This window comes from Sideroxyarcus sp. TK5 (assembly GCF_054601595.1).
In genome coordinates, this window is sequence record NZ_BAAHSJ010000006.1 from 21,214 (window position 1) to 33,119 (window position 11,906).

Consider the following 11,906-nt stretch of genomic DNA (forward strand, 5'->3'; position numbering starts at 1 on the left):
AACAGGGTCTTCCGACCACGCCCTTGTGCTTTCATATGGATCGAACCACAGCTGCATCACACCGGAGAAGTTGAAACAATGAAGAAGCTATCCATCGTCATCCTGTTCCTGTCCCAAGCAATCACTGGCGTTCATGCACAAGACATCACGCTGTCTGCGGAACAGATCGACAAGCTGGGTATCGTGACTGCGCCACTGCCGGCTCAGACCAACGGCGACATCTCCGGCCTGCCTGCACAGGTAGTCATTCCGGGAGACCAGCTCTATACCATCAGCACCCCGCTGTCCGCGATGGTCGAACAAACGCTGCTCGGCGTGGGCGACCCCGTGAAGAAGGGACAGGTATTGGCAAGACTGCAAAGCCCCGCTTTCATCGAAGCCCAGCGCAGCCTGCTGCAGGCACACATGCAGGACCAGCTCACAGCCGAGAACCTGAAGCGCGATCAAGAGCTATGGAAGGACGGCATCATCGCGGAGAGTCGTCTGCGTGCGACACGCAGCCAGCGCAACGAGGCTCACGCTATCCTGACCGAACGCAGACAGGCATTGAAGCTGTTCGGCATGTCATCCCAAGCGATAGCGCAGCTGCTGGCCGGCAATGAATTGAGCAGCCAGCTTGCGATCACATCGCCCATCGACGGCGTCATCCTGGACAAGTCTGCCAGCTCGGGACAACGCCTGGATGCGGCAACGCCATTGTTCACGGTGGCCAGATTGAGTCCGCTGGGTCTGGAGATACAGGTACCATTGTCCAGCTCCGCGAACATCAAAGTCGGTGCGGCCATCAATGTCCCGGCCTATTCTGCACACGGTAAAGTCACCGCGATCGGCCGCAGCCTGAGCGGAGGCAGCCAGACCATCCTGGTTCGCGCCCTCATCAACAAAGGAACAGAAGGACTGCGCCCCGGGCAGTATGTGGAAGCGAGTATCGCCACCGCAGGCAGCGGGATGAAGCAGTGGAACGTGCCGAACAGTGCATTGGCAAGATTGGGGGAGCAGGCGGTCGTGTTCGTGAGGACACCCACCGGTTTCCGCGCCCAGAAGGTATCGGTGAAACTTGAAGGTGCCCAGCGCAGCCTGATCGATGGTGAATTCAAAGGCGACGAGGCGATCGCCGTACAGGGCGTCTCGACGCTGAAATCCGGCGCATTGAACACCAGCGGAGCCGAATGATGCTGTCGAAACTGGTCGAATTCGCGCTGACCCAGCGCATGCTGGCGGCTGCCCTGACACTGTTATTGATCGGCACCGGCGTCACCGCTTTCCGCGAGCTGCCAATCGATGCTTTCCCCGACGTATCGACCACGCAGGTGAAGATCATCATGAAGGCCCCCGGCATGACGCCGGAGGAAGTCGAGGCGCGCATCGTCGCGCCGATCGAACTGGAGATGCTGGGCATCCCCGATCAGCGCGTGCTCCGCTCCATCTCGAAATACGCCATCGCCGACATCACCATCGACTTCAACGACGGCACCGACATCTACTGGGCGCGCCAGCAGGTCGCGGAGCGTCTGAACAACGCCATGCGTGACCTGCCGCCCGATGCATCCGGCGGACTGGCACCGATCACCACCCCGCTCGGCGAGATGTTCATGTTCACTGTGGAAGGCGAAGGCGTCTCACTTGAGGAGCGCCGCACGCTGCTGGACTGGACCATCCGCCCCGCGCTGCGCACTTTGCCCGGCGTGGCCGACGTCAATTCGTTGGGCGGGCTGGCGCGCAGTTTCGAGGTCGTGCCCGACCATAATGCGCTGTCTGCACGTGGAATCTCCTTTGCCGAGTTGAAGTCGGCGATCGAAGCCAATAATCGCAACGACGGTGCCGGACGCATCAGCGACGGCGACGAGGCACTGCTGGTACGGGCCGAGGGCAGTATCCGCAGCCTGCAGGATGTGCGCGACATCGTCATCGTCGGCGATCATGGCGATCTGATCCGGGTCGGCGATGTGGCGCAGGTCCGCATCGGCAGTTTGACCCGTTATGGCACCGTCACCAAGGATGGCAAAGGCGAAGCCGTGCAGGGGCTGGTACTCGGCCTGCGCGGCGCCAATGCGCAAAAGGTCGTGAACGGCGTACGCGCCAAGCTGGCCGAGATCGCCCCCACCCTGCCCGCAGGAGTGACGACAAAAGTGTTCTATGACCGTGGCAGTCTGGTCGAGCGCGCCGTCGGCACCGTCTCCAAAGCACTGGGTGAAGCCATCATCCTGGTGGTCATCCTGCTGGTATTGTTCCTCGGCAACCTGCGCGCCGCGCTGGTTGTCGCGCTCACCCTGCCGCTGGCGGTATTGTTCACCTTCATCCTGATGCGCGAGTTCGGCATGTCGGCCAACCTGATGTCGCTCGGTGGTCTGGCCATCGCCATCGGCATGCTGGTCGACGCGGCGGTCGTGGTGGTGGAGAACATCATCAACCATCTCGCGCATCGCCGTGAGCACATCCCGCATCTGCATGTCATCTACCGTGCGGTGAAAGAAGTCATCACCCCCGTCGCGGCCGGTGTCGCCATCATCATCATCGTGTTCCTGCCGCTGATGACGCTGCAGGGGCTGGAAGGGAAATTATTCATCCCGGTCGCGGTCACCATCGTGTTCGCGCTGTTCGGTTCGCTGCTGCTGTCACTGACCTTCGTTCCCATGCTGGCTTCTTTCCTGCTAAAGGAGGCAGGACACGAGGAACCCTGGCTGGTACGCAAAGCGATGGCGATCTATGTGCCGCTGCTGCGGCGCGCGCTGGACAAGGAACGCATCGTCATCATCAGTGCAGTCTCGCTGCTGCTGGTGACCGGTGGTGTCTACATGCTGCTGGGCAAGACCTTCATGCCGGAGATGGATGAGGGCGACATCATCATGCAGACCTCCAAACTGCCGTCCATCAACATCGAACAGACGGCAGAGCTGGACAAACGCATCCAGGCCGCCATCCTGGAGCAGGTGCCAGAAGTACAGGGCATCGTATCGCGCGCCGGGGCGGACGAGCTGGGTCTGGACCCGATGGGGCTGAACGAGACCGACAATTTCCTCGTACTCAAACCACAACAGGAATGGCGCAGCAGCGACAAGAACGCCATCATCGACGACATCCGGAAAGTGATGGACGACTTCCCGGGAATCGAATACGGCTTCACGCAACCCATCGCCATGCGTGTGTCGGAGATGCTGACCGGTGCCCGCGGCGATGTCGCCATCAAGTTGTTCGGCACCGACCTTTCCGTGCTGAACGACCGCGCGGAGCGCATCGTCAAAGTGCTGGAAGGCATCGAGGGCAGCGAGGATGTATATACGGTGCAGAACAGCGGCGTGCAGTATTACCGCGTGATCATCGACCGCCTCGCGGCCGGACGTATGGGGCTGAACGTGGACGACATCGGCACGGCCTTGCGCAGCCAGATCGAGGGCCAGCAACTGGGAACGGTGATCGAGGACGGTCGCCGCACCCCGCTGATCATGCGCGGACAGCAAGAGATCAGACTCTCGCCCGCCTTGTTCTCCGCCCTCAAGCTTCCGCTGCCCAACGGGCAAGCCGTCCCGCTCTCCGTCGTGGCCAAACTGGAAAGGGCCGATGGTCCGGTAAAAGTGGATCGCCAGGACGGGCAGCGCATGGTGGTCATCCAGAGCAATGTGCGCGGCCGCGATCTGGTGGGTTTCGTGGATGAAGCGAAAGCGGCCGTCGCGGCAAAGATCGACATACCGGCCGGCTATCGTCTGACCTGGGGCGGCCAGTTCGAGAACCAGCAACGCGCGGCCGCGCGACTCGCCGTGGTCATCCCGGTCGCATTGGGCATGATCTTCATGCTGCTGTTCGCTACCTTCGGCTCGGTACGGCAAGCGGCACTTGTGTTGACCAACATCCCTTTCGCCTTGATCGGCGGCGTGTTCGCGCTGTGGCTCAGCGGCGAGTATCTGTCCGTCCCCGCCTCGGTCGGTTTCATCGCGCTGCTCGGCATCGCAGTCCTGAACGGCGTGGTGATGGTGTCCTATTTCAACCAGCTGCACGATGAAGGACTGTCGCTGGCAGAGGTGGTGTTCGAGGGCGCCAAACGCCGCCTGCGTCCTGTTTTGATGACGGCCAGCATCACGGCATTCGGCCTGCTGCCGGTATTGTTCGCCACCGGGCCCGGCTCGGAGATCCAGAAGCCCCTGGCCATCGTGGTCACCGGCGGCCTGATCAGCTCTACCCTGTTGACGCTGATCATGCTGCCCATCCTGTATCGCCGTTTCGGCCTGGAAAAACCCGAGGTGCAAGCATGAAAGAGATGAATTGCTGTCTGACACTGGTCTGTCACAAATCCCAGGAAGAGCGACTGGTCGACCAACTGCTCTCCCACCCGGACTGGGTGCGCGGCTTCTCCATCAAGCATATCGAGGGCGGCAGCCAGAAGGAGAAACTGCCCAGCATGCTGGAACAGGTTCGAGGCCGTTCCCAGCGCGTCCAGTTCGATTCGGTGATGGATATCGAAGATGCGAAACTATTGATCGCCCATCTGAAACAGGTCGAACCCAATCACGAGATCGCCTACTGGCTGTTGCCGGTGCTGGAATTCGGGAGGCTGGCGTGAGATCCCCGGCTTATGTGCTGGCCACCGCATACCTCTGCATGGCCGTATCGCTCGCTCATGCGGAAGCCGATCTGCCACCCCATGCACTGGTGGACCGCGCATTGGGCGAACACATCCTGGTGCTCAATGCACAGGCCGGCATGCAGATCGAACAGAGCGAACAGCGCAAGCGCGACACGGGCGAATACGAGTTCACCCTGCACGGCGCTGCGTACCGGGACCGCCTGCTGGAAGGCAACGTCCAGAACGATTACCGCGACTGGGAGATCGCCATCGAACGTCCGCTACGTCTGCCCAACAAGATATGGATAGATAGCGACATCGGCGCGGCCGCTCTCGCGCGCGGACAGCACGCCCTGGGCGATGCTCGCCACGAAGCCGCGCGCCAGCTGCTGCGTCTGTGGTTCTCCTGGCAGCGTGAGCAGGCTCAGCTCATGCAATGGCAGGCGCAACTGGATATCCTGCAGCAACAGGCCGCGATCACCGAAAAACGTATCAAGGCCGGGGATGCGCCGCGCATGGAGCTGAACCAGGTCGATGCAGCCGCAGCGATGGCCGAGGTCTCTATGCGGCAAGCGGAACTGCGTGCAGCACTGGCAGCCGATGAACTGAAACGGCAATTCCCCGCCCTGCTCCTGCCGCAGACGCCCATCCTGGTTGAACCGCAAGCCATCAGCCGCCCCCTCTCGTACTGGCAGGACATCGTGCTGGCCGGGAACCACGAGATCGGTCTGGCTGAGGCTGAGGCCGATTTCCAGCGCGGGCTGGCCGAACGTGCCGTTGCCGACCGTCTGCCCGACCCGACGCTGGGGCTCAAATACACCTCGCTGCTGGATCGCAAGCAAAGCATCGCCGGCGTCTATGTCTCGATCCCGCTTGGCTACAGCGCCCGTTCGGCGAACGCCGACAGCGCGCAGGCCCAGGCCCGTATCGCGGCAGACCGGGCACAGGCATTGAAACGCAAAGTGGAGGGTGACATCTATCATGCCCACACCCATGCGGTCAGTAGCTACGAGATCTGGCAGCAGGCCAGCACTGCCGCCATCGCCTTGCGCCTCAATGCCGATCTGGTCGCCCGGGCTTACGGGCTGGGTGAAAGCAGCCTGGACGCGACGCTGATCTCCCGTCGCCAGGCGCTGGAAGCAGCACTGGCCGAGACACTGGCGCGGCTGGATGCCAATGAGTCCCGCTACCGGCTGTTGCTCGATGCTCATCAACTATGGGACAGTGAAAGCGCAGGGCATACCCCGCACTGAGTCACCCTGGCCGGTTCCTACAGCGTGTGCCGACTAAGGTAGAATCCTCCGCAGCCAATTTCCGCTGCTTCAGAAGATCCAACCATGCGCAAACGGATACCTGTAAAGAACGTCAGAATCGGCATGTTCATCCATGAGCTTTGCGGTAGCTGGATGGACCATCCCTTCTGGCGCAAGTCATTCCTGCTCGAGACCGATGCAGACCTGAATACGCTCCGCACCTGCGGCATCCAGGAGGTCTGGATCGATCCGGCACGGGGCCTGGATGTCGAAGGTGATGTCGTCGCCGTATCGGATGAAGAAGCCGAGCGCGAGATCGCTGCCGAACTGGACCGTATCACCAAGGGAAAACCGCAGACGGAAGCGCGCGTCTCGCTGCACGACGAACTGGCACGGGCACGCCAACTGCAGGCGAAGAGCAAGGCGGCGGTCACCTCCATGTTCCAGGAGGCACGCATGGGCAATGCCATCAAGGTCAGCGAGGCCGCGCCGCTGGTGGACGAGATCAGCAGATCCATCACACGCAACCCGGAAGCCTTCCTCAACCTGGCGCGACTGAAGACCAAAGACGACTACACCTACATGCACTCGGTCGCGGTCTGCGCCCTGATGATCGCACTGGGCAAACAACTCGGACTTGAAGGCGAAGACCTGAAAGAAGCCGGACTGGCGGGCCTGCTGCACGACGTCGGCAAGATGATGGTCGATCAGGATGTGCTGAACAAACCCGGCAAGCTGACCGACGATGAGTTCGAGATGATCAAGGCGCATCCGCGCAAGGGCTGGGAGATATTGCAGGGCAGCAGCGACATCACCGCGAGCGCGCTGGATGTCTGCCTGCACCACCATGAACGCATGGACGGCAAGGGCTATCCGGAAAAACTGGCCGGCGAACAGCTCTCCCTGTTCGCGAAGATGGGTGCCGTATGCGACGTGTACGACGCCCTAACCTCCAACCGCTGTTACAAGAACGGCTGGGAACCGGCGGAGACCATCCGCAAGATGGCAGAATGGCGCAACGGCCATTTCGACGAGCGCGTGTTCCAGGCCTTCGTCAAGACCATCGGCATCTATCCTTCCGGCACCCTAGTAAGGCTCAAGTCAGGAAGACTGGCTATAGTTGTCGAGCAGACAGAGAAAAGCTTGCTCACACCCATCGTCAAGGTCTTCTTTTCGACCAAGTCCAACGAACCGATCATGCCTGAAATGCTAGACTTGGGACGTTCGCAGGAAAGCATCGTCAGCGCGGAAGACCCGACAAAGTGGGGCTTTGATCTGAAGCAGATCACCGGAATTTAGCAATCAACATCAAGGGAGAAACCAATGTCCAACATCCAGTCCGTGTTGCATGAGAACCGTGTATTCAAGCCATCCGAGGCTTTCGTCCAACAGGCGAACGTCTCTGGCATGGATGCTTACAAGGCGATGTGCGCCGAGGCGGGGAAGGACTATGCCGGCTTCTGGGCGAAGCTGGCACGCGACACCCTGCAATGGCACAAGCCATTCACCAGGACGCTGGATGAAAGCAACGCCCCGTTCTACAAATGGTTCGAGGACGGCGAGCTGAACGTCTCCTACAACTGCCTGGACAAGCACCTGCAGACGCAACCGGAAAAGACCGCCATCATCTTTGAAGCCGACGATGGAAAGGTCACCCGCGTCAGCTACCGCGAGTTGCACGGTCGCGTCTGCCAGTTCGCCAACGGCCTCAAATCGCGCGGCATAAAGAAGGGTGACCGCGTCATCATCTACATGCCGATGAGCGTGGAAGCCGTGGTCGCCATGCAGGCCTGCGCCCGTATCGGGGCGATCCACTCCGTGGTGTTCGGCGGCTTCTCCTCCAAGAGCCTGCACGAGCGCATCACCGACGCGAAAGCCGTTGCCGTCATCACCTCCGACGGCCAGTTCCGCGGTGGCAAGGCCATGCCGCTCAAGCCGGCCGTGGACGAAGCGCTGACGCTGGGTGGTTGCGAAGGCGTGCACACCGTCATCGTCTATCGCCGCACCGGTGCCGACATCGATCTGGATGAGGATCGCGAAATCTGGTGGCACGACCTGTTCAACAGCCAGTCCTCGGTCTGCGAACCGGAATGGGTGAGCGCCGAGCATCCTCTGTTCCTGCTCTACACCTCCGGCTCCACCGGAAAGCCGAAGGGGGTGCAGCATTCCACCGGCGGCTACCTGCTTGGGGCTATGGTTTCGCTCAAGTGGGTGTTCGACTACAAGGATTCCGACATCTTCTGGTGCACCGCCGACGTGGGCTGGATCACCGGCCACAGCTACGTCGCCTACGGCCCGTTGGCCATGGGCGCGACCCAGGTCATCTTTGAAGGCGTCCCCACCTATCCGGACGCCGGACGCTTCTGGAAGATGATCCAGGACCACAAGGTCACCACCTTCTACACCGCACCGACCGCGATCCGTTCGCTGATCAAGCTGGGCGGCGATCTGCCCAAGCAATACGACCTGTCCAGCCTGCGCCTGCTCGGCACCGTGGGCGAGCCGATCAACCCGGAAGCCTGGATGTGGTACTACGAGACCGTCGGCAAGAACCGCTGCCCCATCGTCGACACCTGGTGGCAGACCGAGACCGGCTGCCACATGATCGCCCCGCTGCCCGGCGCGATGCCGATCAAGCCCGGCACCTGCACCCTGCCGCTGCCCGGCATCATGGCCACCATCGTCAACGAAGCCGGCGACGAGGTGCATGACGAGCACGGCGGCTTCCTGGTCATCAAGAAGCCCTTCCCGTCGCAGATCCGCACCATCTGGGGCGACCCCGAGCGCTACAAGAAGAGCTACTTCCCGGAAGAGATGAAGGGCGCCTACCTGGCCGGCGACTCCGCGCACCGCGACGCCGACGGCTACTTCTGGATCATGGGCCGTATCGACGACGTGCTGAACGTCTCCGGCCATCGCTTGGGCACCATGGAGATCGAATCCGCACTGGTCGCCAATCCGCTGGTGGCCGAAGCCGCCGTGGTCGGCAAACCGCACGAGGTGAAAGGCGAATCCGTGGTGGCCTTCGTGGTGCTCAAGGGCGCGCGTCCGGCCGATGCGGCCGCCGCCAAGAAACTGGTGGAAGACCTGCGCAACTGGGTAGGCAAGGAGATCGGCCCCATCGCCAAACCGGACGAGATCCGTTTCGGCGAGAACTTGCCCAAGACCCGTTCCGGCAAGATCATGCGTCGCCTGTTGCGCGCCATCGCCAAAGGCGAAGAGATCACACAGGACGTCTCGACACTGGAAAACCCGGGCATCCTGGAGCAGTTGAAGGAAGTGATCAAGTAATCATGGCCGGGTTTCGGTGAAGGCTAACTTGCACAGCAAGTTAAACCGCGCAGCGGTGGCCGTAGCCAAAACCCGGGCATCCTGGAGCAGTTGAAGGAAGTGATCAAGTAATAACAAAGATGGCCGGCGCACTGCCGGCCATCTTCCTCCCGTTCAGTCGGATGGAGTGTCGCGACCCTTACCGAATTGACGCACCCCCTACCCTCCGCTACCATCGGTGCACTTCAAAAACACATAGAAAGCCGCGCGTGCGACTTAGCAAGCTGTCCCTATCGTTACTGCTGATCCCCCTCTCCTGCGCCCAGGCCGCGGAAGACACGGTCCCCGCCAAAGATCCCGCTGTACAACTGGCGCTTGTCGCCGGAACCGGTCCCGCCCAGCCTGCTCCGGTGAAAGACTTGATCCAGCCCCCTGCCCCGATCCGTGAAGCACTCATCGTCGCTCCGGAATACATCCTGGAGGACATCGAGCAGGAACTCGTGGTGTCCCCGGAAGCGGACTATCCGCAACTCTCCGCCCTGCCCGATGAAGACGTATGGCAGCGCATCCGCAGCGGTTTCGCCATGAAGCCGTTGAACAGCAAACTGATCCAGCGTCACGAAAAGTGGTATGCCAGCCATCCGGATTACGTGTTGCGCATGAGCGAACGGGCCAGCCGCTACCTGTTCTACATCGTGGAAGAGGTCGAGCGCCGTGGCATGCCGACCGAGATCGCGCTGCTGCCCATCATCGAGAGCGCGTTCAATCCCGGCGCGAATTCCGTCGCCAGCGCATCCGGCATCTGGCAGTTCATCCCGTCCACCGGCAAACACTTCGGCATGGAACAGAACTGGTGGTACGACGGCCGCCGCGACATCATCGGCGCGACCAACGGCGCGCTCGATTATCTGGAGAAACTGCACAAGCAGTTCGGCGACTGGGAACTGGCCCTCGCTGCCTATAACTGGGGCGAGAACGCGGTCGCCCGCGCGCAGGCCGCCAACCGCAAACGCGGCAAGCCGACCACCTATTCCCATCTGAGGATGCCGCGCGAGACACAGAACTACGTGCCGAAGCTGCTCGCCGTCAAGAACATCGTCAGCGATCCCGCCCGGTACAAACTTACCCTGCAGGCGATCCCCAACCGTCCCTATTTCGAGGCGGTGACGCCCTCCAAGCCGATGGACGTAAAGGTTGCTGCAGAGCTGGCCGAAGTGACGCTGGAGGAGTTCCTAGCGCTCAACCCCGGCCATAACCGCCCGGTCATCCTGCACGACCAGGCCGAAGTGTTGCTGCTGCCGGTGGATAAGGTCGCGGTGTTCCGCGCCAATCTGAAGAACAACGACCAGCGTCTGGTCACCTGGCAGGCCTATGAATCCGACAAGGGCGAGGCTTTCGCCGACATCGCCGAACAGTTCGACATGACACTGGATCAACTGCGACAAGCGAACGGACTGTCCCGCTACGCCACATTGAGCAACGGCCAGACCCTGCTGGTCACTGCCAAGGAAGAAGCGGAGTACGAGTTCACGCCGTTCAACATGCATGCAACGGCAGTGCAGGAGATGTCGGGATTCAGATATGTGGTACGCAGAGGCGACACCATCTCGGGCATCGCGCGCAAGTTCGGCATCAGCCAGCGCAGCCTGATCGCCATGAACAACGGACGCACCTTTTTGCGGGTAGGACAGAAATTCACCATCATGCCGGGTAGCTCACGCAGAGCCGTAGCGCGCAAGGCGGTCAAGGTGAGCAAAACCGCAAAGCACGGTAGTTCGAAACCACAGGCGACCAGCTACCGGCGCTGAGTCTCCCCGGCTGACGGAAACCATCTGTCCGCCAGACTGCGGACCCATCCCAGACTCTTCCATAACCCGAAGGAAGTACGCAGTACACGCCACACCCTTTGGCGATGCCTGACCAGCAGCGCGGCCAAGACACCGGATAGGAGCGGCTGCCCGCGCAAGAAACGAAACACCGACATCACCGTGTCGGCGATATGGAAGCCCCCCTGCAAGCGCCCGCCGATCGCGGCGAGTTGGGCACGCTGGTCAGCGATCTCCCCGCGCAATTCAGCCCTACGCAAACGTATCTCGAGCAGTCGCCTATTCATCACGCGTCTCCAGCTCGAAACGGTCCCTGCGCAGCTCGGCAAGACTGGCCGAGAACAACACCGGAGGCTGCTGCAACAGTCGGCGCAGCGCGAAGGCACAAACGCCAGACAACACGAAGAACGAAAGCGCCAGAACGGAGATTGCCAGCAAGGGATGGTCGTGCCAGAACGCAGCGACGATGAAGATGGCAGCCAGCACCGCCGCCATACACACGAAGAACACCGCCAGCAAGGCCAGAACCAGCATGCGCACCAGGCGCATGCGTTCCTCCTGCCATTCGTTCGCAAGCAACTCCAGCCGGGTCGAAACGATGCCGAGCGACGTGCCCAGCAAGCGTTTTAACGAGGCATACAATCCGCCCGGCTCAGACATGGGTCAACGGCTGCGGCCGATCAGCATCCCGAGCAGCAAACCGACTCCCGCCGCAATGCCGACGGCCTGCCACGGATTCTCATGTACATATTCGTCTGTCGCTTTTGCCGCGACTTTCGTGCGCTCCACCACGGCATGCTCGGCTTCTTCCAGTCTGGCCTTGGCCACCGCCAGATTAGCCTTCGCGCGCTCGCGCAAGGACGCGGCCTTCTCGCCGGCCTGATCGGCTGTCGCCCGCAACAGCTCTTCGGCGTCGGCCACCACTGCCCGCATGTCTTTGGCCAATTTCTCCTTGCTGACGTCGTAGGCTGAATTCACTGCTTTCGTGCTCATGATTCG

10 protein-coding genes are annotated in these 11,906 nt (G+C 61.4%); 7 read left to right on the top strand and 3 right to left on the bottom strand.

The features are described from left to right. Positions 1-78 precede the first annotated feature (78 nt). From ACYPYQ_RS10785 to ACYPYQ_RS10815, 7 genes are all read left to right on the top strand, one after another. Positions 79-1,173 carry an efflux RND transporter periplasmic adaptor subunit gene (locus ACYPYQ_RS10785; RefSeq protein ID WP_459723843.1) on the top strand — a complete coding sequence of 365 codons (1,095 nt, stop codon included), beginning with the start codon at positions 79-81 and terminating at the stop codon, positions 1,171-1,173. Beyond that, the gene (locus ACYPYQ_RS10790; RefSeq protein ID WP_459723844.1) at positions 1,173-4,247 is read left to right on the top strand and encodes an efflux RND transporter permease subunit; all 3,075 of its coding nucleotides are present in this window, start codon (positions 1,173-1,175) and stop codon (positions 4,245-4,247) included. Before ACYPYQ_RS10785 ends, ACYPYQ_RS10790 begins: the two co-directional genes overlap by 1 nt. Then, positions 4,244-4,555, top strand: a complete 312-nt coding sequence (locus tag ACYPYQ_RS10795) for a DUF3240 family protein (RefSeq protein WP_459723845.1) — start codon at positions 4,244-4,246, stop codon at positions 4,553-4,555. The genes ACYPYQ_RS10790 and ACYPYQ_RS10795 overlap by 4 nt, the downstream gene beginning before the upstream one ends. Further along, positions 4,552-5,811, top strand: coding sequence for a TolC family protein (locus tag ACYPYQ_RS10800; RefSeq protein WP_459723846.1), 1,260 nt, complete (start codon positions 4,552-4,554; stop codon positions 5,809-5,811). The genes ACYPYQ_RS10795 and ACYPYQ_RS10800 overlap by 4 nt, the downstream gene beginning before the upstream one ends. 84 nt (positions 5,812-5,895) lie before the next feature. Further along, positions 5,896-7,110: an HD-GYP domain-containing protein gene (locus tag ACYPYQ_RS10805; protein ID WP_459723847.1), complete on the top strand. Its 1,215-nt coding sequence runs from the start codon at positions 5,896-5,898 to the stop codon at positions 7,108-7,110. A gap of 24 nt (positions 7,111-7,134) precedes the next feature. Next, on the top strand, positions 7,135-9,102 hold the full coding sequence (acs, locus tag ACYPYQ_RS10810; RefSeq protein WP_459723848.1) for an acetate--CoA ligase: 1,968 nt from the start codon (positions 7,135-7,137) through the stop codon (positions 9,100-9,102). Positions 9,103-9,500: 398 nt separating this feature from the next. Then, positions 9,501-10,889, top strand: a complete 1,389-nt coding sequence (locus tag ACYPYQ_RS10815) for a transglycosylase SLT domain-containing protein (protein ID WP_459723849.1) — start codon at positions 9,501-9,503, stop codon at positions 10,887-10,889. Here ACYPYQ_RS10815 and ACYPYQ_RS10820 read toward each other — a convergent pair. Genes ACYPYQ_RS10820 through ACYPYQ_RS10830 form a run of 3 tightly spaced genes read right to left on the bottom strand, consistent with a single transcriptional unit; the run spans position 10,877 to position 11,900 of the window. Next, on the bottom strand, positions 10,877-11,194 hold the full coding sequence (locus tag ACYPYQ_RS10820; protein ID WP_459723850.1) for a YqjK family protein: 318 nt from the start codon (positions 11,192-11,194) through the stop codon (positions 10,877-10,879). The genes ACYPYQ_RS10815 and ACYPYQ_RS10820 overlap by 13 nt on opposite strands. Next, the gene (locus ACYPYQ_RS10825) at positions 11,187-11,567 is read right to left on the bottom strand and encodes a phage holin family protein (RefSeq protein WP_459723851.1); all 381 of its coding nucleotides are present in this window, start codon (positions 11,565-11,567) and stop codon (positions 11,187-11,189) included. The genes ACYPYQ_RS10820 and ACYPYQ_RS10825 overlap by 8 nt, the downstream gene beginning before the upstream one ends. Before the next feature lie 3 nt (positions 11,568-11,570). Continuing rightward, positions 11,571-11,900, bottom strand: coding sequence for an ElaB/YgaM/YqjD family protein (locus tag ACYPYQ_RS10830; RefSeq protein ID WP_459723852.1), 330 nt, complete (start codon positions 11,898-11,900; stop codon positions 11,571-11,573). Between the last annotated feature and the right edge of the window lie 6 nt (positions 11,901-11,906).